Source organism: Cedecea sp. VD22 (assembly GCF_037150195.1).
In the GTDB taxonomy this organism is placed as follows: domain Bacteria; phylum Pseudomonadota; class Gammaproteobacteria; order Enterobacterales; family Enterobacteriaceae; genus Cedecea.
The window spans coordinates 579,821-600,808 of record NZ_JBBCPX010000001.1 but is presented as its reverse complement, the minus strand read 5'-3'; the positions used below and the strand labels follow the sequence as shown (position 1 = coordinate 600,808).

Genomic DNA, 20,988 nt, shown 5'->3' with positions numbered 1-20,988 from the left:
TTAAGGCGAATTTATGACTACCAAGCTCACTAAGACCGATTATTTGATGCGCCTGCGGCGTTGTCAGACAATTGATACGCTGGAACGCGTAATAGAAAAAAATAAATATGAATTATCAGATAATGAACTGGCGGTATTTTATTCAGCAGCCGACCACCGTCTTGCAGAACTGACGATGAATAAACTGTATGATAAAATCCCACCCTCAGTGTGGAAATTTATTCGTTAATAGCTGTCTTATTAAATAATATTTAAAATCACATTTTATCTTCTGTTATTGTCTGGTTTGTCTCAGTCGATGTTACACAGGTTTGGATTAACGCCCGTTAACCAGCCAGCGAAATACCGCCAGCACTCCTCAACGCTAACCTTCCGCGCCGCAGTCTGCGACGTGAGGTCCATCACGCTCGGGGAACGATACCCACTCTTTTCTTCCGAAATTCAGGTAGCCTTGCAGGCCACTGAAGAGGGAACCCGTGATGAGTGAAGAAAAGCGTAAAATGATTGCCGGAGAGCTATACCGGCCTGGAGACGAAACCCTGCAGCTGGAGAGCCACAAAGCACGCCAACTGCTGCATCGCTACAACCAAAGTTCGCCGGACGAACAGGCGTACCGCGATGAGATCCTCGCCGAGCTGCTTGGCCAGAGCGAAGGGGCTTACATCGAACCCACTTTCCGCTGCGACTATGGCTACAACATCTACCTGGGTAAAAACTTCTACGCCAATTTTGAATGCGTCATGCTGGACCCTTGTCCTATTCGCATTGGTGACAACTGTATGCTGGCACCTGGCGTTCATATTTATACCGCGACCCATCCCCTGGATGCAGAAACACGAAATAGCGGCGTCGAACTTGGCAAGCCGGTGACAATTGGCAATAACGTCTGGATTGGCGGACGCGCGGTTATTAATCCGGGCGTCACCATTGGTGATAATGTGGTGGTGGGTTCAGGCTCGGTAGTGACCAGAGATATTCCAGCCAACTGCGTTGTGGTGGGTAACCCGGCCCGTATCATTAAGACACTTTAAGTCGGTCAGGCTTGTTAACTGTTATGGTTATTTTTGGCTTATCTGTTACTTTTTTGCCTGGTCCCTGGTTCTTAAAATAGTCTGGCCACGCGTACAACCGAAACAGATAACTTAGAAGGCACACCATGTCAGAAATTCAGCGCCTGCTTACCAATACCATCGAACATCTGAATGAAACTGAAAAGCGCGATAACCGCCCGCGCTTCAGTATCAGTTTTATCCGCAAGCATCCCGGATTATTTATCGGCATGTATATCGGCTGGTTTGCCACAATGTGGGTAATGCTGGAATCAGAAACCCTGGCGGGCTCAGTATGGCTGCTGGTCGTGCTGTTCGCGCTGATGAACGCGTTTTTCTTCTTTGACGTCAACCCTCGCTACCGCTACAGCGATATTGACGTTCTCGACCTGCGCGTTTGCTATAACGGCGAATGGTACAACACCCGCAACGTGCCCACGGCGCTGATCGATGAAATTCTTAACTCCCCAGGCGTGGATGAAGAGCAAAAATCTTTGTTGCACAAAATGCTCAACCGCAAAGGGGAACTGTCGTTTTATGATGTCTTCTCACTCACCCGCCAGCAACCTGCGGGTGAGCGATAACCGCTAGCGACGTTTCTTCCGTCCCTGCACCGCTTTAAAACGCGGATTAGATTTGCAAATCACATACAGCCGCCCCTTACGCTTCACAATCTGGCAATCGGGGTGGCGCTGTTTTGCACTGCGAAGTGAATTCAATACCTGCATTTCTTAAGACTCCTTCCCGCCAAAGAACTTGCCAAAACGCTGCTGGAAGCGCGCCGGGCCGCCTTCATTGACGAAGACTTTCTGTTTGCCGGTGTAATGAGGATGTGAAGCAGAAGAGACTTCGATCGTCACGTAGGGGTAAGTCACCCCGTCCAGCTCAATCTCGCGGTCGGTTTTGATCGTCGAGCCCACTTTAAAATATTCATTTACGCTGGTGTCGTGAAACACCACGGTCCGGTAAAACGGATGGATATCGCGCTGCATAAAAATTATTCCGATATGTTATAACGTAACAATAAAATAAAAGATGATTGGGCAAATTGCAAGCGGGGTTTCAACGGGAAGGTAGGCCAAAAAGAAACGGGCACCGCCTGGGTGCCCGCTGTGATTAGAGTTTAAATCCGGCGACTACACGCTCAAGCTGAGTGGATTGTTCCGCCATCGAATGCGAGGCGGAAGAGACTTCCTGGACCAGCGCGGCGTTCTGCTGCGTGGTGCTATCCAGCTGATTAATCGCCAGATTCACCTGCTCAATGCCGGTGCTCTGCTCGCGGCTGGAAGACATAATTTCGGCCATCAGCGTCGTCACGTTACGCACGCCCTGAGTCAGCTCTTCCATGGTGCTGCCAGCCTGATTAACCAGCTCAGTCCCCAGATTCACATTGCTCACCGAATTTTCGATCAGCGCTTTAATTTCCCGTGCCGATTGCGCAGAGCGCTGAGCCAGGCTGCGAACCTCAGAAGCCACAACCGCAAAACCTCTGCCCTGCTCACCGGCTCGGGCGGCCTCAACAGCGGCGTTGAGCGCCAGGATATTGGTCTGGAAAGCGATGCTGTCAATCACGCTGATAATATCCACCACTTTGCCGGAAGAAGTCTGAATAGCATTCATCGTGCTGACGACCTGCTTCACCACTTCTCCCCCTTTCACCGCCACGCTGGACGCTTCGTGCGCCAGCTCGTTGGCGTGGGCGGCGTTGTCGGCATTCTGGCGAACGGTGCTGGTCAGCTCCTCCATCGAGGCCGCCGTTTGCTCAATCGAACTGGCCTGATCTTCGGTGCGGGCGGACAGATCCTGGTTGCCCGTCGCAATCTGATGAGAGGCCGAAGAAATGGCCCTGGCGCTATCCCCAACCTGCCGCAGCATGGTTTGCAGGTAACTAATCACGCCGTTAAAACTGTCGATAATGGCGTTAAATTCCGGGCTGCTGGTGGGCTCAAGGCGCTGCGTCAGGTCAGCACCACCGGCAGACAGGCGGCTGATGTTGTGGTTAAGATCGCCCAGGCGGCGCATCATGTTGCGAACAAACAGCACCAGGATCCCGAGCAAAACGATCGCCATCGGGATCTGCACCATGCCAAGGCGCAGCAGAATCGCGTCCGTTTGTTTGGTCAGCAGCGCAGTTGGCAGGTCAACCGCCAGAATCCACGGGCTGCCTTTTACCGTCTGTAAAATAACGGTGTGCGAAGTGCCGTCGTTATCGTATTCATTCTCACCGCTCTGGCTGGCATTGAAACCGGGCAACATTCCCTGAACCGCTTTCGCCATTGGCAGCGAGCCGCTCAGCTCAGAAAGATTTTTTAAGCCCGCCGTTTTGCCAATCTGATCCGCATTGCCGACGACTTTCCCGTCGGCTTCGATGATCAGCACCTGGCCTTTCACCGCCTCGCTCATCTGTTTGGCCAGCTGATTAAAGAAGCCCAGCGTCACGTCGATGGTTGCCACGCCCCATGGCTGCCCCTCTTTGGTAATCGCCATGGCGCAGTTAGTTCGCGGCTGCGGGCTGGCGTCATCCTGGTAGGCGTTTGCCCAGGCACATTGCCCTGCCGGAGAAGCCAGCCCGGCTTTGTACCACACCTGCTCATAGTAGTTAGGCGCGGCATCCGAGTTCCAGTAGGTATTTTCTTCAAGTTTATTGCTGCCGTTGCGGGCAAAGAAAGTGCTGAACTTATTGCGCCCCGCCTCGCGTTTTTCCGGCAGAGGCCAGATGCCGCCGCCAAACACGTTCACATCCAGGTACTGATCCACCAGCGTCGGTAATAACTTATTGATATCATCGCTTTGCATTGCAGCCACGGACTGGGTAATGCTGCGCATCTGCGCCTGTACCCGGTTCATCTGCTCGGTAATATTGACCGCCACGTTATCCACTTCGAAGCGAATCAGCTGGGTTTCGTTGCGCTTCAGCTGCGGCGTCACAAAAAAGTGAATCACCAGCGAAGTGACCGCAATTAACAACATGAAAAACAAACATAAAGAGGTAATAAATCGGGATTGTGTAGTTTTTAGCATGATGAAGACACCTGGGGGTAGAAAGCGAAACGCTTAGCAACCTCTTCGGCATAAAACCCATAAACTTAACTGCCGCCATAACTTAACTGCTCGTTAACTATTTCTAAATGTAATTAAGCCTCAGTGAAATCCATAAGTTACCCCTATTCATTGAAATATTTTGCAATGATTAGACTTTTCTCGTTTCCGCAAATGCTTAGAACCCCACCGGGTCATACCTTAGAAGATAACAATATTGGGCGAGGTTTTTTGATTGCGGCAAGGTAAGCGCTAACGCTACCCGACCGTATCCAGAAGGACATTGCCATGATGCTGTGCCGCTGTTGTGCCGAACTCAACCCGACCGCCTTTTCTAAGACTTTATTGACCGGAGTAAACTATGAGCACCAATCCAGGCCTGGCACTGCCGATTCTTGACCTTTCCCAGCTGAGCGGCAGTGAAACTGACCGTTCAGCCTTCCTCAGCCAGCTGCGCTACGCCGCGCGAGAAATTGGCTTTTTCTACCTGATCAACCACGGTATCAGCCCTGACCTGCAGCAGGCGGTCCAGGACGAAGCCCGCAGCTTCTTTGCCCTCCCCGACGATGAAAAACAGCAGGTGGCAATGATCCATTCGCCGCATTTCCGTGGCTACAACCGCGCCGCCAGCGAACTTACCCGCGGCCAGCCCGACTGGCGCGAACAGTTTGACCTCGGCGCAGAACGCCAGGCATTGCCGCCGGATGAATATGCCCCGGCGTGGCGTCGCCTGCAGGGGCCAAACCTCTGGCCGACCGCCAGGCCAGAACTCAAGCCCACGCTTTTACGGTGGCAAAGCGAAATGACCGCGGTAGCGTTAAAACTGCTGCGCACCTTTGCCGAAGCCCTTAGCCTGCCGGCCGATGCCTTTGACGACCTTTACGGCAACCTGCCCAACGAACACATCAAACTGATTCGCTATCCTGGGCAGTCTGCCACGCAGAGCAGCCAGGGCGTGGGCGCTCATAAAGACTCCGGCTTCCTGAGCTTCCTGCTGCAGGACGAGAAAAAAGGCCTGCAGGTCGAAGTCTCGCCGGACAACTGGGTCGATGCCCAGCCGCTGCCGGGCAGCTTTGTGGTCAATATTGGCGAACTGCTGGAGCTGGCTACCAACGGCTACCTGCGCGCTACCGTTCACCGAGTAGTTTCTCCTCCTCAGGATGAAGAACGCCTGTCCATCGCCTTCTTCCTCGGCGCACAGCTCAACGCCGTGGTGCCGGTTTATCAGCTCCCGGAATCGCTGGCCCGCGAAGCCCAGGGGCCAGAAAGCGACCCGCAAAACCCGCTGCTGCGCGACGTGGGCTGGAACTATCTGAAAGGCCGCCTGCGCTCACACCCTGACGTGGCGGAGCGTTATTACCCGGATGTCCTTCGTAACAGCAGTGAACTGATCGCTTAATAACACATTAAAACAAAAGGAAAATAATGATGAAAAAGACCGCTTTTAAATTGGCTGCCGTTGCGCTGTCACTGTCTCTGGCTTTCGCGGCACAGGCCGCAGATGCGCTGCGCGTCGCGGCAGATCCGGTCCCGCATGCGGAAATCCTCGCCTTTGTGCAAAAACTCGACCCTAACCTCAAGCTGAAGGTCGTCGAACTGAGCAACGGCGTTAACGCCAACGAACTGCTGGCGAACGGCGACGTCGATGCCAACTACTTCCAGCATGTGCCTTATCTACGTGACCAGGAGAAAGCGCTCGGCAAGAAATTTGTCGTTGCCGCCACGGTACATATCGAACCGCTGGGCATCTACTCGCACAAATACAAAGACCTGAAATCCATCCCGGAAGGCACAACCATCGCGGTACCGAACAACGTCACCAACCTCAGTCGTGCCCTTTACCTGCTCCAGGACAAAGGCCTGATCACCCTCAAACCGGAATTTAAGGACGCCGCCACCAACCAGGCAACGCCCAAAGACATTGCCAGCAACCCGAAGAAGCTGAAAATCCTGGAAGTTGAATCCCCGCAGATTCCCCGTTCGCTGGATGACGTAGGCCTGGGCGTGATCAACGGCAACTATGCGCTGGAAGCTGGACTCAGCCCGGCCAAAGACTCCCTTGGCCTGGAAAGCGCCACCCATAACCCTTACGCCAACATTCTGGTCACCAACCCGAATCTGGAAAACGACCCGCGCATCAAACAGCTGGCGAAAGACCTTGAATCCCCTCAGGTGGCCGAGTTCATTCGCAAGCAGTACAACGGCTCGGTGATCCCGGTAGAGACTAAGTCATGATCGCCCTTGAGCGGCTGAGCAAAGTGTACGCCGGAGAAGGCCGACCGGCGCTGGATGACATTAACCTTGTGGTCCCGGATGGCGCTATTTACGGCATTCTGGGCCGCAGCGGCGCCGGGAAAAGTACGCTTATTCGCTGTCTCAACCTGCTGGAGCGGCCCACCTCGGGCCGCATTATCATGAATGACCGGGACATCACCACTTTTAACCAGCGCGAGCTGCGCCAACACCGCCAGCGCACCGGCATGGTGTTCCAGCATTTCAACCTGATTCACGCCCGCAGCGTGGAGGACAACGTTGCCGTGCCGCTGGAAATCTCCGGCACACCGCGTGAGGCGCGCCAAAAGCGCGTTGCCGAGCTGCTGAATCTTGTGGGCCTGAGCGACAAAGCCAAAGCCTTTCCGTCCCAGCTTTCCGGTGGGCAAAAACAGCGCGTTGGCATTGCCCGGGCGCTGGCCGCCCACCCGGAAATCCTGCTCTGCGATGAGGCCACCAGCGCGCTGGATCCTGACACGACCGCGTCAATTCTGGCCCTGCTGGCGGACATCAACCGCCAGCTTGGGCTGACGATCGTACTGATCACCCATCAACTGGAAGTCGTCAAAGCCATCTGCGATCACGCGGCGCTGCTGGAGCACGGCCAATTAATCGAAAGCGGCCCGCTGTCTGAACGATTAGTCGACCCGTTCTCCAGGTTACGCACCTCGCTGCTGCACGACGCAGAGGCCGAACGCGAGTTCTTACGCCGCCACGGCGTGGAAGGGAGAGTCTTATGCGAAGTAGCATGAGTTGGGAAGATCTTTGGCCGCTCCTGCTGGACGGCACCCTCGACACGCTTTACATGGTGGGCCTGGCCGGGCTGTTTACCGTACTGATTGGGCTGCCGCTCGGCGTCCTGCTGTTCCTGACTCGCCGGGATGCAGTATTGCCTGCGCCCCGCCTGAATCAGGTACTCGGCAGCATCATTAACGTGGGGCGCTCGTTGCCGTTTATTGTCCTGCTTATCGCGCTGATCCCGCTGACCCGCATTATCGTCGGCACCACGCTCGGCAGCACTGCCGCTGTGGTGCCCATCACCATCGGCGCCTTCCCCTTCTTCGCCCGCGTGGTCGAAAGCGCGCTGGATGAGGTAGACAAAGGCCGGATTGAAGCCATTCTGTCGATGGGCGGCAACGCCTGGCATGTGGTGAGTAAAGTGCTGCTGCCCGAGGCGCTCCCTGCCATTCTGGCGGGCATCACGCTGACAATAGTGATGCTGATCGGCTTCTCTTCAATGGCCGGTGTTATCGGCGGCGGCGGTCTGGGCGACCTGGCGATTCGCTACGGCTACCAGCGCTTTAACAACCAGGTCATGGTCGGAACCGTCATCATCCTGATTGTAATGGTGCATCTGGTGCAAAGCCTCGGCGACCATTTAGTTCGCCGCCTGGCCCATCGCCGCTGATCCGCCCTGATGAACGCCCGATGCTCTGCATCGGGCCTCCCTCTAATTTCCCGCTTTCGCTGATGATCCAATCTGGATCACAAAATCACATTGTTAACGTTAACTATTGCGATTAACATCACATTTATGAAGCTTACGCTCTTCTCCCACTCAAAAGTTAACGTTAACAATACAGTCATTCAAGCATTCAGAGACTGCACACATGGCACTGACCAAACGCAATAAACACCACTATCTGATCCTGAGCGGGCTGCTGTTTACCTTTTTCTGGACCTGGTCATCGGCGTTTTCACTGATCGCCCTCTGGCTGAACCAGAAAATCGGCCTGAAAGGAGCGGAAACCGGGCTGATCTTCTCCATCATCGCCTTTACCGCCCTGTGTGCCCAGCCGCTGTACGGCTTTGTTCAGGACAAACTGGGGCTTCGTAAATCGCTGCTGTGGGTGATAGGCGTCCTGCTTCTGATAAGCGGACCCTGGTTTATCTTCGTCTGCACGCCCTTGCTCCAGATAAATATTGTCGCAGGTGCTATCAGCGTCGGGCTTTATGTCGGGGCAACCTTCTTCGCCGGGATTGGTGCGCTGGAGTCCTATACCGAGCGCGTCAGCCGCATCGTTGGCTTTGAATACGGCAAGTCACGCATGTGGGGCTCTTTAGGCTGGGCTGGCGCTACATTTTTTGCCGGGCTGCTCTTTAATCTCGATCCGCAGCTGAATTTTTGGATGGGTAGCGCCTCTGCCTGCCTGTTTCTGCTGTTGCTGTGGCGCATGCGCGATATGCAACCTAACGCCCTCAGCGAACTGGAATACGGCAAAGCCAGCGCCCTGACGCTGACCGATGCCTTCGGGCTGCTGAAGCTCTCTCGCTTCTGGGCGCTGGTCCTTTTCGTTTGCGGCGTCAGCGTCTACAACGTATACGATCAGCAGTTCCCGGTTTATTTCGCCTCGCTGTTCAACGACGTACAGCGCGGCAACGAAATGTTTGGTTTTCTCAACTCTTTCCAGGTCTTTCTGGAAGCGGGCGGAATGTTTCTCGCCCCAATGCTGGTTAACCGCATCGGGGCCAAACGCGGGTTGCTGCTCAGCGGCCTGATCATGGCGATGCGTATTTTTGGCTCCGGGATGGCAAGCGATCCGCTGACCATCTCCTGCATGAAGCTATTGCACGCCGTTGAGCTTCCTATCCTGCTTATTTCAATGTTTAAGTACATCACCACGCAGTTCGATCAGCGACTCTCCGCCACGCTGTATCTGGTGGGCTTCCAGTTTATAACGTCAATCTGTGCCACCGTACTTTCTCCACTGGTGGGGCGCGGCTACGACCAGCTAGGCTTCGCGGACACCTACATGATTCTGGCCGGACTGGTTCTGGCACTCACGCTGATATCCGCTTTTCTGCTCAAAGACTCAACCCCCGGGAACGAACATCCTTCTTTAAATCTGACCACCAGGTAATGCTATGAATACCCCACTGAACAAGGCGCAATCCGCCTTAGAAACTCTGCAAACAGCGCGCGGCAACGCCTTTTATCCGCTCTATCATCTGGCCCCACCCGCGGGCTGGATGAACGATCCTAACGGCCTGATTTATCACAATGGGCTTTACCACGCCTTCTATCAGCACCACCCGTTCGATCAAAACTGGGGGCCAATGCATTGGGGGCATGCCACCAGCCGGGATATGGTTCGCTGGGAACATCAGCCCATTGCGCTGGCGCCGGGGGACGAATGGGATCGCGATGGCTGCTTCTCCGGCAGCGCGGTGGACGATAACGGCGTGCTCTCGCTGATTTACACCGGGCATATCTGGCTGGAAGGTGCGGGCAATGACAGCGCTATACGCCAGGTGCAATGCCTCGCCACCAGCGAAGACGGGGTTCACTTTAAGAAACAAGGCGTCATTCTCACCCCACCGCCCGGCATCATGCATTTCCGCGATCCGAAGGTATGGCAACAGGAGGGCACCTGGTGGATGGTCATTGGTGCCCGGGACGAGCACGATCGAGGCAAAGTATTACTTTATCGAGGCAATTCACTTCGTGACTGGCAGTTAGATCGCATTCTCGCAGAAGCCAACGCGGATATGGGTTATATGTGGGAATGCCCGGATTTCTTTCCGCTCGGAAACAGCCAGATCCTGATGTTTTCCCCGCAGGGCATCAAGGCTAAAGGCCTGGCTTATCAGAACCTGTTCCAGAGCGGCTATTTACGTGGGCGATGGCAACCGGGGAAAGGCTTCACCGTTTATCAGCCGTTTGAAGAGATGGATCACGGCCACGATTTTTATGCCCCGCAGTCCTTTGTCGCCGAAGATGGCCGCCGCATCGTCCTGGGATGGATGGACATGTGGGAATCTCCCATGCCTTCTAAACGCGAAGGCTGGGCGGGTTGCCTTACCGTGCCGCGCGAGCTGTGCGTGATGCCAAACGGCAAACTCTACCAAAATCCGGTTCACGAACTGGCAACGCTCCGCACCGGGGAGCAATTAGTGCTGCCCTGCGTGCTGGACACGCAAGAGCTGATGCTGCACCCGAATGCAGAAGCCGTGGAGTTAGAGATAGCCTGGGAAGCCGGGCAAAGCACGGCTGAACGCTACGGTATTCGCCTTGGACAGGGTTGTGAGCTGTTTGTCGATGCGTTGACGCAGCGTCTGGTGCTGTCACGCGGCTATCAGGACGCGCAATTGGACGGCAATCGCAGCGTGCCGTTATCGGAAAAAGGCGACCTGCATCTGCGGATTTTTATCGATCGCTCTTCCATCGAAGTCTTTGTTAACCAGGGCGAATATTGTCTCAGCAGCCGCCTCTACCCGCAGCAAGGGGAACGTCAACTGGAACTGTTTGCCAGCCACGGGAAAGCCTTATGCCGGGGCGGCACGCTGTGGCAATTGAACGCGCTATAGCGAAACGCGCTTGACCAGCGGGCAAGGCAGCCGCTGGATGCCGCGGCGGGTCAACCCGTCAATTAAATGCAATGCCGCCTGGCGACCAATCGCGTCATGCGGCAACTGAACCGTCGTCAGCGGCGGAAGGAACAAATCACCGATCCCTATCTGATTATCGAATCCAAGCACAGCCACCTGCTCAGGAATTGCCACGCCCTGCGCCAACAGCGTCTGCCAGGCCACAAAAGCGATGCGGTCATTACCGCACACCAGCACATCGAAATCCGCTTTTCCCTGCTGGCAATGTGCCAGAACAAGCCCAGCCAATTCAGGATAATGGCTATCGCCCCACTGCATGTGATACTGCATCACAGTCTCAACGTCGAGCCCGGCTTCGCGCCAGGCCTGCTCGAATCCATCCTGACGAGAACGGCTGGCAAGCGCTTCTTCGGGCAGCCACAGGCAAAGCGGACGGCGGTATCCCCGCTCAATCAGATGGCGAGTGGCCTGGTACTGCCCGTTAAAATCATCCGGAATGTAACTCGGTAAATCAGCATCATCACTAATACAGTTGGCCAGCACCACCCGGTGGTTTTTTAGTACCGCAGGGAGCTCAACGTGCCGCAGCCCCATCGAGGTAAAAATGATGCCGTCCGGCCGCTGGGCCAGGAGTTGATTCACTGCCCGCTCGGCGTCGTTAGCAGAAAGAATATTAATGAGAAAACTGTTCCAGCCTCGCTCACGTGCAGTCTGCTCAATGGCCAACAGTATTTCTACAGAATAGGGCGTGGTGGCGGTGTCCAGCGCCAGAATACCGATTGTCGATGCTTTAACGCCTTTGCTTCGAATCTTCCTGGCGGAATAGTCCGGCACATAATTCAGCTCATCAATGGCCCGCTGTACCCGCTCCCGGGTCGCCGGGCTAACGTGTTCAGCCTGATTAATGACCCTGGAAACGGTCATCAGCGACACGCCCGCCAGGGTTGCAACATCTTTCAGAGAAGCCATATCCAATCATTCAGCACGAGAGAAAAACCGATAGTAGCGGTTTTTACACGCTTTTTCTCGACGAGAATGCGTTTGTCTCTTTCTCACGCACCAGCACGGTGGTCAGCGCGAAAGAAAGTCCCAGCGCCAGCGCCACGCCCAGCAGGGCAAAGATAAAGTACGGCCCAATATAAGCGGGCAGACTAAAAATGCTCGACAGAATATAGCCGTACAGCCGCACGCCGAAGAACGCGATGAAGGCCGACGCAATCGAACTGGCAACCGTGGCGGCAATAAACGCTTTCTTGTAGCGGGTTAACACGCCAAACAGCGCCGGTTCGGTAATCCCCAGCAGCGCGGAGATCCCGGCAGAGAGCACCACCGAACGATCCGCCTTCGACTTGCTCTGCCGCCAGATGGCAAACGTCGCCCCGGCGATAGCCATGTTGGCCATAAACATCATCGGCATCAGCATGTCATAGCCGCGATCGGTAAAGTTCTGCAGTGCAATCGGCGTCATGGCGTGGTGCATTCCGGTCAGAATCGCTATCGGGCGAATTGCGCCCACCACCAGCCCGGCGAAGCTCGCGGAAATCCCGAACAGCCCTTCAATAAACCAGGCCAGCCCTTTCCCCAGATAAATCCCCAGCGGGCCGATCACCACCAGCGCCACCAGCGCGGAGATGAATAACGTCAGTGTCGGGGTGAACACCGTTTTCAGCACGTCAGGCATAATGCTGTCCACCCAGCGGTGGATGTAGCTCAGCGCCAGCACCGAGAAAATAACCGGGATCACGCTGGAGGCGTAGTTAAACACCGAAACCGGGATCGCATTCAGAAAATAGAAAGCATCCACCGCGCCCGCCTGATGCGCGGCCAGCGCTTTCGCCGCCTCAATCAGCGACGGATACATGAAGCAGGCCGCCACCGCCGCCGCGAGGTATTCGTTAGTTTTAAACATTCTTGCCGCGGAGATCGCGAGGAAAAACGGCAGGAAATAAAACACGCCGCTGGCGATGAGATCGATAACGATCACCGTATCGCTTTTGGCCGAAATCAGCTTGAGCGCCACCAGCCCGGCCAGCAGGCCTTTGATCATCCCCGCCCCGGCTATTGCCGGGACAATCGGGCCAAAAACGCCGGAAACCGTGTCCATAAACAGCGACACCAGACTCTTACGCTCTTTCTTGCCAGTAGAAGCGGCAGGTGCCTCTTTTGCGCCGCCAAGCAGCGCAGTCAGTTGCTCATACCAGCTGTTCACCTGCGGGCCGATGATTATCTGAAACTGATCGCTTTGTGTCTGCGCGCCCAGCACGCCGGGCAGCTTTTTGATCTCCGCCTGGTTCACTTTATTATCATCAATTAAATCGAAACGCAGACGCGTCATGCAGTGCCAGACTTTATTAATATTATCCGTCCCGCCGACCAGACGAATAATAGAAGCAATGACGTCACGACTCCCCATGAATAACTCCCCGGTGTTGGTTTATTGTTATGTGTTGCTGCGCCGATGGTAGAGAATAGAAAAATCAAAAACAAACCAATGAAACATGACAATCGTCACAAATAGCCAAAAAAAAAGAATAACAACAGCAATTGGTACGGTTTTATGGCCTTTAAAAGTGAAATAACTGACCAATAAAAAAGAGTCAAAAAAGCGTTTACCCGAGGAGAAAAATAGGGTGATAGTAATAGCAGAACTTAATTCACTGTGTTTATCTCAGCCTGACGGTGGAGCTTTCTCGTGCTACCCACAATTATCGAAAATATTGAATGTTTTATTACTAAACCGGACCGGCACAACCTGGTCACGGTCCGCGTCACCACTCACAAAGGCGTCACCGGCCTCGGCTGCGCCACCTTCCAGCAGCGGCCGCTGGCGGTAAAAACCCTGGTCGATGAATACCTCAAGCCGCTGTTAATTGGCCGCGACGCCAACCACATTGAAGACCTGTGGCAGATGATGACCGTCAACGCCTACTGGCGAAACGGCCCTGTCATGAACAACGCCATCGCCGGCGTGGATATGGCGCTGTGGGACATCAAAGGCCAGCTGGCGAATATGCCGCTTTACCAGCTTTTGGGCGGCAAATCGAAGGATGCCATCGCCGTTTACAGCCACGCCGCCAGTGAAACGCTTGCAGGGCTTTATCAGGAAGTGGATAAGCTACTGGCACAAGGATACCGCTACATCCGCTGCCAGCTGGGGTTCTATGGCGGCACGCCTCAGAGTATGCACCAGACCAAAGATCCCACGCCCGGCGCGTATTACGACCAGGACGAATACATGGCTAACACGGTGGAAATGTTCCGCGCATTGCGTGAGAAATACGGCCACCGCTTCCATATCCTGCACGACGTTCACGAGCGGTTATTTCCCCAGCAGGCCATTCAACTGGCGAAAGCGCTGGAGCCTTACCAGCCGTGGTTTATCGAAGATATTCTGCCGCCGCAGCAAAGCGCGTGGCTGGAACAGGTGCGCCAGCACTCCTCCGTGCCGCTGGCGATGGGCGAACTGTTCAACAACCCGGCGGAATGGCATGACCTGATCGTGAACCGCCGCATCGATTTTATTCGCTGCCACGTTTCGCAGATCGGCGGGATCACCCCGGCGCTAAAACTGGCGGTGCTCTGCCAGGCCTTTGGCGTGCGCCTCGCCTGGCACGGGCCACCGGACATGACGCCGATTGCGGTTGCGGTGAATACGCACCTGAACATTCACCTGCATAACGCGGCGATTCAGGAGTTTATTCCCGTCAAAGAGAACACCGCCGCCGTCTTCCCCGGCTCCCCGGCTGCGGAAAAAGGCTATATGTATCCGCTGGAAAAATCGGGCATTGGCGTGGGGTTTGACCAGCAGCAGGCTGAACGCTTCCCGGTGGAATATCGCCCGCACGAATGGACGCAAAGCCGCCTGCCCAACGGCGCGATCCACACGCCTTAAGACGTTTTACGGCGGGCGAGATTAGCGTGGTTGAAGGGGATAACGTAGGTGCAGGAATAGTTGATATCGACGATATCACTGATCTCAAACACCCGTCCCCCTTCCAGAATGCCGCGATTACTGATTTGCATCGCGGGCTGGCCCTTCTTGCATTCGAGCAGCTGGGCCTGTTCTTTATTGACCGCAACGGCCTGGTAGCGGGTCAGTAAATGCGAAATACGAAACCCCTTGCTCAGGACATATTGCTGCAAAGAGCTTTCTATCGCCTTCTGGTTGAGGTCGGGGAAATCTTTAGCCGGCAGGCGCGACGTTTCAATCTGTACTTTCTGGCCATCCACCAGGCGCAGGCGGCAAAACTGCCAGATAAACTCCCCGGCGCCAAGGCCAAAAACCTGCTGTTCGTCGCGGTCGGGCAGCTTTTTATGCAGGCTAATCAGCCGAAACGTAATGCGGTCGAAAGACTTTTCGGTAATCGAGTTATACACCAGCGGACTGCTGCGGGCCTGCTCGTTAATCCAGATCCCGGACCCTTGAATAATGGAAACCACGCCAATGCTGACCAGTTTTTCCAGCGCCTGTCGAATGGTAAAGCGTGAAACCCCATATTCTTCGGCCAGCTGCCGCTCAGGCGGCAATTTGCGCGGGCCAGATTCGCTGTGCTGATAAATTTTGCTCAGTAAATCCTGGGTCACAAAGTCTTTCTTTTTCATCGCGGGCTCCTAACCTTTGCGCTGAAACATAACATTCCTGTGCCCGGTGAACTATGCTGGCAGGTAAATTATCCCTGACATTTACCCCCTTACGCCGGAACCCACTTATGACAAGCCAAAAAAGGGTCACCCTCGTCAATGGCGTACTGATCGTGGCAGTGCTGCTGCCCATCTTGCTTAGCATTTATCTGGCCCATAACAAAGCCGAGAAAAACTTCCATAACGAGCTTGAAAATTACGCCGATCGTGGGATGGTCCGCAGCGACAAAGTTATTAGCCAGGCCAACATGGCGCTCAGGCAAATCAACGCTTTTCGCGGCCAGCACTGCTCTGCCAGCCATCTGGATGCCATGCGCCGCGTCGCTTTTGATTATCTCTACATCCAGGAAGTCGTCTATCTCGTCGGCGACCGGGCCGTATGCTCTTCCCTTGAAGCAGCACACCATGGCATTAAGCTTGGCCCACCCGATACGCAAAGCACACGGGGCTTCTTCGCCTGGTACACCGACGTCACCGATCTGGGTTTTCAGCGCCCAATGATATACATCGGTAACCAGGATCATGTGGTGGTTATCGATCCGCAGGCCTTCATTGACGTCATTCCTCTTGGCAATACGCCGGTCAACGTTGCCCTGGTTGGCCTGGCGCGTAATCGACTGATTGCCAGTAACGCCGGGTTGCCCAACAACAGCTGGGAAAGCCAGGTAGCAAAGGGCGTGACAACTTACTCCGACGGGAAAAACGACTATGTCATTCTCCGCTCTCCGGCGTCCGGGTTGGCCCTGATAACCTGGGCGTCCAGTGCCCCGCTGCAAACGGCCTGGTATAAGCAACTGGTCATCTGGCTGCCAATAGGTATTCTCGTTAGCCTTAGCGCAGGCTGGTTCATCACTCGCCTGCTGCGCCGTCTTGAATCCCCGCAGGCGCGTATTCAGGACGCCATCAGAGGCCGGGAATTTAGCCTCGAATATCAGCCCATCGTTGATTTAAAAACCGGTGAAGGCGTAGGTGCAGAAGCGCTGCTTCGCTGGCGCTTACCGGACGGGAGTTTCATCAGCCCGGACATCTTCATTCCCATTGCCGAGCAGACCGGGCTTATTTCGCAGATCACCGAGCTGGTGATTAAAAAGACTTTCGCCGATCTCGGTGACTGGCTGCACGCCCACCCTCGGCACCATATTTCAATCAATCTCTCCCCGAGCGACGTGCTTAACGACAGGGTGCTGCTGGCCATCAGGCCGCTGCTGCTGAAGTATCAGGTCAAAGCGGAACAAATAGCGCTGGAGATTACCGAGCGAGGCTTTGCCAACCCTAAGGTGAGCGCCCCGATTGTGGCGAAATACCGCGAAGCGGGTCATCCTATCTATCTGGATGACTTTGGCACCGGCTATTCCAGCCTCAGCTACCTGCAGGATCTCGACGTTGATATCCTGAAAATAGACAAATCGTTCGTTGACGCGCTGGAGTACAAAAACGTCACGCCGTACATCATTGAAATGGCGAAAACGCTTCATCTGGCAACGCTCGCCGAAGGGATTGAAACGGCGGCGCAGGCGGCGTGGCTGCGGGAACACGGCGTCGCCTGGGGGCAGGGCTGGCTTTACAGCAAAGCCCTGCCGAAACAGGCTTTTATCGACTGGATTGCCCGCAACCGCATTGTGAACTGATCACTTCCGCAACAGCTGCTGGAGGCGCTGCTGCTGGCGTTTCTCCAGCCAGCCCTTCAGCAGGAACAGGCGCAGGCCGCCCATCACCAGCAGCGCGCCCCAAATCAGCGTTGCCCACTGGAACCAATAGTGGCCCGGCGAAGTCAGCCAGTTAATAACGGCCAGGCCGGTACACACAATCGCCCACACCAGCACGGAACGGTAGAAGCGATACTCGCGAGCCACGCGGCGCTTAGCTTCAAGAATGCGCGTATTGAGCGCATCCTCAGGTTCACCGTCCGGCTCATTGTCGTCGTATAAATCCGTCACCTTGAGATCGAACGCCGCCGCAATCGCGCTCATGGTTTCCAGGCTTGCCTGGCCGCCATTTTCAATACGCTGAATAGTTCTGACGCTCAGGGAAGAGAGTTCGGCCAGCTGCTCCTGGGACCAGGCGCGGGACAAACGCAACGCTTTAATGTTGTTACTCATGGCTGGAGATCCTCAAATGATTTAACCCGCCCTGACTATGGCTCAGCCCGCGCCACTTCAACACGACAGCGACACGACATCAACCCGACAGCAACCTGACAGCCCTAATGCGCCGCTTTTCGCCGGGCAAAAGCAAAGCAGATAATCGGCAGAGGCAAAGTGAACAGCAGCAGCAGCCATACTAAAGTATAAACCGCATCCACGCCGTCGTTTTGCAGATTGGTATACAGCTTGACGGGGATCCCCTGAGGGAAATAGGCAAAAATCATCACGATGCCAAATTCACCGATGGCCCGAACCCAGGCCACGGCAAGCGCCGACGCAAGTCCCGGCGCGGATATCGGCAAAGCAAGGCGCAGGAAGCGCTGCCAGGGCGAGGCCCCGAGCGTGCGCCCGGCTTCAAGGATCTCTTTCGGCACCGCGGCAAACGCGGAACGGGCGGCGGTAATAAAGTAAGGCAGCGCGCCGTAAACCTGAGCCAGCACGAAAGCCCCGGGGTTATTCACCAGCGTCAGCCCGAAGCGGGACAGCCACTCCCCCGCCAGGCTATACGGCCCCCAGGCGGAAATCAGCAAAATCCCCATCGCCAGCGGCGGCGTAAGCAGGGGAAGCAACACCAGTACCTCAACCAGCAGTCGACGCCGGCCTTTGGCCCAGGCCAGCCACCATGCCACCGGCAGCCCCAGCGCGACAACAATCATCAGCGCCAGGCCGCCCAGCCCAAGGGAAACGGCAATCGCGCTACCGTCTCCCCAGGCCAAATGAAACCCGTGCCACGGCGTGACGCCCAGCAGAGTCGCAAACGGAATCGCCAGCAGAAGCAGTGCCGGGAGCGACAGCCACATTGCCGGGCTACGCATCATTGCGCGTAAATCGCCTGGCCTTTAGGTGCCGCATAGCCATTCGCTTTAAACAGCTTCTGGCCTTCGGCGCTACGCATAAAGTCGATAAACTTCTGCCCCTGCGGCACGCCGTTCGGGGCGTTTTTCAGCACGGCAGCGTAATAGACCAGCGGCTGGGTATGCAGCACCTGATCTTTCCCGGCGCTGTCCTTGATGGTGAAGCTCACGGTGTCGTACCACTGTTTGGCTTCATCAGGGTTGCTGAGGTTGATCTCATCCGGCAGCGCGATGTACGGCAGTTTGGCGGAAATCACTTCGCTTTCGTACCCGGCGGCAGCGTCAACCTGCCCGCTCTCCAGCCGCGTCAGCAGGCCGCCTTCCAGGCTGACCTGGGCAGGGTTTTGTACTTCCCCCATCACCTGCTTCGCCACGCCCGGCTGCTGGTAATATTTTTCCGCCAGCAGCAGCGTAAAGACAATATTCTGCCCTTTAGGATCGTTATACGGATCGGTACGGCCAAACTTCAGCCCCGGCGTCGCCAGCACTTTCAGCCAGCTGGCGTCTTTTCCGTTCGCGGCGGCAAACTGCGGCGCGTATTTTCCTTTCGGGCTATAGGCGATAACCATGCTGGTGCTGGCCACCGGCACGGCATCGTCAATCAGCCCGGCATCTTTCAGGATTTGCATAGGGCCAGGGGTGATGGAGACAAACACATCGGCGGTAATTTTCTTGCTGGCGAGCAGCCGCGCCATTCCGTAAGCGCCTTGCCCCTGCCCCTGGTAATCACCGTGGTTTTCTTTCGCGAAGGCCGGACCGAGGGACTGGTCCATGACCTTGCCCATCGAACCTGCATAGGTGACGCGAATATCGGCAGAAGCCAGCGCCGAAGCGCTGAAAAGAAGTGAGCAAAGCGCCAGGGCGCCCGTGCTGCGTGCTGAAGTCAAAGCCATAGCATCCTCGTTATATATAAAAATACACAGCGATTATCCGCGCCGCTTCACTGCTAAACAACTAGTTTGTATGATGAATTTATCTGCGGTTGAAGTTAAGAGGTACTCCCTTGGGGTGATTTCACTCCCAGCCGCTTCGCCAGCCGGTGGAGGTTGGCCACATCGACGCCGAGCTGCCGGGCGCTGGCCGCCCAGTTATTGCCGTTACGGGCAAGCGCTTCCCTAACCTGGCCGCGCTGAAACGCATCGGTCGCTTCTCGCAGGCTGGCAAAAGGGGTTTCTACAGGTGGCGTTTCTGGCTCGTGGGCTACCACATCCAACTGGCCAGCAAGCTGGAAATGTTGAGGCTGAAGCACAAGCTCGCCCTGTGGGTAACCGGCGCGGGCCAGCACAATCGCGCGATAAATGGCGTGTTCCAGCTCGCGGATATTTCCCGGCCAGCCATACTGCGCCAGAAGCATCCGAGCCGATTCACTCAGCCCAACCTGTTTCAGCCCCATCTTCACACGGCTTTGCTCGCAGAAAAAACCGGCCAGCAGCGCAATGTCCTCTCCCCGCTCGCGTAACGGTGGAATGTGCAGCGGAAAAACGCTCAGGCGGTGAAACAGGTCGGCGCGAAACTCGCCGGCCAGTACCTGCTGGCGCAGATCGCGGTTAGTCGCGGCCAATACCCGAACATCCACGCGCTGGCTGCGATCGTCCCCTACCCGCTGAATATCACCGTACTGCAACACGCGCAGCAGCTTGGCCTGCAGCGCCAGCGGTAACTCACCGATTTCATCGAGAAACAGTGTGCCGTTATCCGCCATTTCAAACTTGCCGGTACGGTGATGAATCGCCCCGGTAAAAGCGCCCTTCACATGGCCGAACAGCTCACTTTCCGCCACGCTTTCCGGTAGCGCGGCGCAGTTAAGGTAAACCAGCGGATTTGCCACCCTGGCCGATCCGGCGTGAATCGCCCGCGCCACCAGCTCTTTCCCCACGCCAGTCTCGCCGGTGATCAGCACGTTCAGATCGGAACTGGCAACGATATCAATCTCTTTTTTCAGCTGGATGATGCCCGGCGAGCGGCCAATCATCTCCCCGGCGGCCTCCCGCGCAATAGCGGGCTGCACCGTGCCTTCCGGCGTTTGTTTTTCAAGCTGTTCCAGCAGCAAAGCATTGTTCAGCGCCCCGGACGCCAGTACGCCAATCAGCCTGAGCTCCTCATCGCTGAAGCTGTCGAACTGATAAGGATCCATGCCGTCCACGGTCAGCGCCCCGATGAGCGTCTGGTCGGCAAACAGCGGCAGCCCCAGGCAGGCGTGAACTTTGAGTTCTTCATGGTCTGGAATCAGGCCGTCATACGGGTCGGGCAGCTCGCTGTCGGCCGGGAAACGCACCACGTCACCCGCGCGGGCAATGGCCTCCAGTCGCGGATGAGCGTCCACGGCAAAGCGCCGCCCCAGCACATCGAGGGCAAGGCCGTCTATCGCCAGCGGGTAAAAATGCCGCGACTCGTAGCGCAGCAGCGCCGTGGCATCACCGCCGAGCAGCTTTCTCAGGGTTCGGATAACGCGGGTAAAGCGATCGGAATGGCTGATGCCGCTCTGCAGTTCGATTGCAATGGCGGCGAGAGAAGACATCGACAGGCTCATAGGGAGGCTCCTGGAACGCGAGGCGTTCAGCTTACGCCTGAGTAGTCAAAATGACAAACACCAGAGTCATTATGACCAAAAACAAGAATGTCATTATGACAATAAAAAAGAACACAAAAAAACAACAAATA

The 20,988-nt window shown here is 55.8% G+C and carries 21 protein-coding genes; 11 read left to right on the top strand and 10 right to left on the bottom strand.

What is annotated here, in order from left to right; all coding sequences use genetic code 11:
* Positions 1 to 13 precede the first annotated feature (13 nt).
* The 3 genes from WFK85_RS02905 (at position 14) to WFK85_RS02895 (ending at position 1,633) form a co-directional block, all read left to right on the top strand.
* Positions 14 to 229: an HHA domain-containing protein gene (locus WFK85_RS02905; RefSeq protein WP_008460299.1), complete on the top strand. Its 216-nt coding sequence runs from the start codon at positions 14 to 16 to the stop codon at positions 227 to 229.
* 250 nt (positions 230 to 479) lie between these two features.
* Entirely contained in the window at positions 480 to 1,031 is a 552-nt protein-coding gene (maa, locus tag WFK85_RS02900) for a maltose O-acetyltransferase (protein WP_008460300.1), read from the top strand.
* A 125-nt stretch (positions 1,032 to 1,156) separates the two neighbouring features.
* Positions 1,157 to 1,633, top strand: coding sequence for a YlaC family protein (locus WFK85_RS02895; protein ID WP_008460303.1), 477 nt, complete (start codon positions 1,157 to 1,159; stop codon positions 1,631 to 1,633).
* A gap of 3 nt (positions 1,634 to 1,636) precedes the next feature.
* Here WFK85_RS02895 and ykgO read toward each other — a convergent pair whose 3' ends face one another.
* From ykgO to WFK85_RS02880, 3 genes are all read right to left on the bottom strand, one after another.
* Positions 1,637 to 1,777 (bottom strand): type B 50S ribosomal protein L36, encoded by a 141-nt coding sequence (gene ykgO, locus WFK85_RS02890; RefSeq protein WP_003859006.1) that lies wholly within the window; start codon positions 1,775 to 1,777, stop codon positions 1,637 to 1,639.
* Positions 1,778 to 1,780: 3 nt separating this feature from the next.
* Positions 1,781 to 2,041 (bottom strand): type B 50S ribosomal protein L31, encoded by a 261-nt coding sequence (locus WFK85_RS02885; protein WP_008460319.1) that lies wholly within the window; start codon positions 2,039 to 2,041, stop codon positions 1,781 to 1,783.
* Between the two features lie 124 nt (positions 2,042 to 2,165).
* A complete protein-coding gene (locus tag WFK85_RS02880) occupies positions 2,166 to 4,070 on the bottom strand; it encodes a methyl-accepting chemotaxis protein (RefSeq protein WP_336706751.1) in 1,905 nt (634 codons plus the stop codon).
* A 379-nt stretch (positions 4,071 to 4,449) separates the two neighbouring features.
* Between WFK85_RS02880 and WFK85_RS02875 the strand changes: the two genes are divergently transcribed.
* The 6 genes from WFK85_RS02875 to WFK85_RS02850 all read left to right on the top strand — a co-directional run bounded on the left by WFK85_RS02875 (position 4,450) and on the right by WFK85_RS02850 (position 10,667).
* Positions 4,450 to 5,487 (top strand): isopenicillin N synthase family dioxygenase, encoded by a 1,038-nt coding sequence (locus WFK85_RS02875; protein ID WP_166871826.1) that lies wholly within the window; start codon positions 4,450 to 4,452, stop codon positions 5,485 to 5,487.
* A gap of 29 nt (positions 5,488 to 5,516) precedes the next feature.
* A complete protein-coding gene (locus WFK85_RS02870; RefSeq protein ID WP_336707001.1) occupies positions 5,517 to 6,323 on the top strand; it encodes a MetQ/NlpA family ABC transporter substrate-binding protein in 807 nt (268 codons plus the stop codon).
* Entirely contained in the window at positions 6,320 to 7,111 is a 792-nt protein-coding gene (locus WFK85_RS02865) for a methionine ABC transporter ATP-binding protein (RefSeq protein WP_008460326.1), read from the top strand. Before WFK85_RS02870 ends, WFK85_RS02865 begins: the two co-directional genes overlap by 4 nt.
* Entirely contained in the window at positions 7,108 to 7,767 is a 660-nt protein-coding gene (locus tag WFK85_RS02860) for a methionine ABC transporter permease (RefSeq protein WP_166864839.1), read from the top strand. The genes WFK85_RS02865 and WFK85_RS02860 overlap by 4 nt, the downstream gene beginning before the upstream one ends.
* A gap of 202 nt (positions 7,768 to 7,969) precedes the next feature.
* Positions 7,970 to 9,220 (top strand): oligosaccharide MFS transporter, encoded by a 1,251-nt coding sequence (locus WFK85_RS02855; RefSeq protein ID WP_166990588.1) that lies wholly within the window; start codon positions 7,970 to 7,972, stop codon positions 9,218 to 9,220.
* Positions 9,221 to 9,224: 4 nt separating this feature from the next.
* Positions 9,225 to 10,667, top strand: a complete 1,443-nt coding sequence (locus WFK85_RS02850) for a glycoside hydrolase family 32 protein (RefSeq protein WP_336706749.1) — start codon at positions 9,225 to 9,227, stop codon at positions 10,665 to 10,667.
* Here the strand turns inward: WFK85_RS02850 and WFK85_RS02845 are convergent.
* Together WFK85_RS02845 and WFK85_RS02840 are read right to left on the bottom strand one after the other, a co-directional pair.
* Entirely contained in the window at positions 10,662 to 11,657 is a 996-nt protein-coding gene (locus WFK85_RS02845; protein WP_336706747.1) for a LacI family DNA-binding transcriptional regulator, read from the bottom strand. The genes WFK85_RS02850 and WFK85_RS02845 overlap by 6 nt on opposite strands.
* A gap of 43 nt (positions 11,658 to 11,700) precedes the next feature.
* A complete protein-coding gene (locus tag WFK85_RS02840) occupies positions 11,701 to 13,101 on the bottom strand; it encodes a PTS transporter subunit EIIC (protein ID WP_166990579.1) in 1,401 nt (466 codons plus the stop codon).
* Between the two features lie 279 nt (positions 13,102 to 13,380).
* Between WFK85_RS02840 and WFK85_RS02835 the strand changes: the two genes are divergently transcribed.
* The gene (locus tag WFK85_RS02835; RefSeq protein WP_008460333.1) at positions 13,381 to 14,580 is read left to right on the top strand and encodes an enolase C-terminal domain-like protein; all 1,200 of its coding nucleotides are present in this window, start codon (positions 13,381 to 13,383) and stop codon (positions 14,578 to 14,580) included.
* On the opposite strand, the gene WFK85_RS02830 is transcribed toward WFK85_RS02835, so the two are convergent.
* On the bottom strand, positions 14,577 to 15,290 hold the full coding sequence (locus WFK85_RS02830) for a GntR family transcriptional regulator (protein WP_336706745.1): 714 nt from the start codon (positions 15,288 to 15,290) through the stop codon (positions 14,577 to 14,579). The genes WFK85_RS02835 and WFK85_RS02830 overlap by 4 nt on opposite strands.
* A 107-nt stretch (positions 15,291 to 15,397) precedes the next feature.
* Here WFK85_RS02830 and WFK85_RS02825 point away from each other — a divergent pair, with 107 nt between their 5' ends.
* The gene (locus WFK85_RS02825) at positions 15,398 to 16,957 is read left to right on the top strand and encodes an EAL domain-containing protein (RefSeq protein ID WP_336706743.1); all 1,560 of its coding nucleotides are present in this window, start codon (positions 15,398 to 15,400) and stop codon (positions 16,955 to 16,957) included.
* Here WFK85_RS02825 and WFK85_RS02820 read toward each other — a convergent pair whose 3' ends face one another.
* The 4 genes from WFK85_RS02820 to norR all read right to left on the bottom strand — a co-directional run bounded on the left by WFK85_RS02820 (position 16,958) and on the right by norR (position 20,857).
* Positions 16,958 to 17,428 (bottom strand): 2TM domain-containing protein, encoded by a 471-nt coding sequence (locus tag WFK85_RS02820; RefSeq protein ID WP_008460336.1) that lies wholly within the window; start codon positions 17,426 to 17,428, stop codon positions 16,958 to 16,960.
* Positions 17,429 to 17,532: 104 nt separating this feature from the next.
* A complete protein-coding gene (locus tag WFK85_RS02815) occupies positions 17,533 to 18,291 on the bottom strand; it encodes a molybdate ABC transporter permease subunit (protein ID WP_336706741.1) in 759 nt (252 codons plus the stop codon).
* The gene (locus WFK85_RS02810; RefSeq protein ID WP_336706739.1) at positions 18,288 to 19,220 is read right to left on the bottom strand and encodes an extracellular solute-binding protein; all 933 of its coding nucleotides are present in this window, start codon (positions 19,218 to 19,220) and stop codon (positions 18,288 to 18,290) included. Before WFK85_RS02810 ends, WFK85_RS02815 begins: the two co-directional genes overlap by 4 nt.
* Before the next feature lie 95 nt (positions 19,221 to 19,315).
* Positions 19,316 to 20,857, bottom strand: coding sequence for a nitric oxide reductase transcriptional regulator NorR (gene norR, locus WFK85_RS02805; protein ID WP_336706738.1), 1,542 nt, complete (start codon positions 20,855 to 20,857; stop codon positions 19,316 to 19,318).
* Positions 20,858 to 20,988 lie beyond the last annotated feature (131 nt).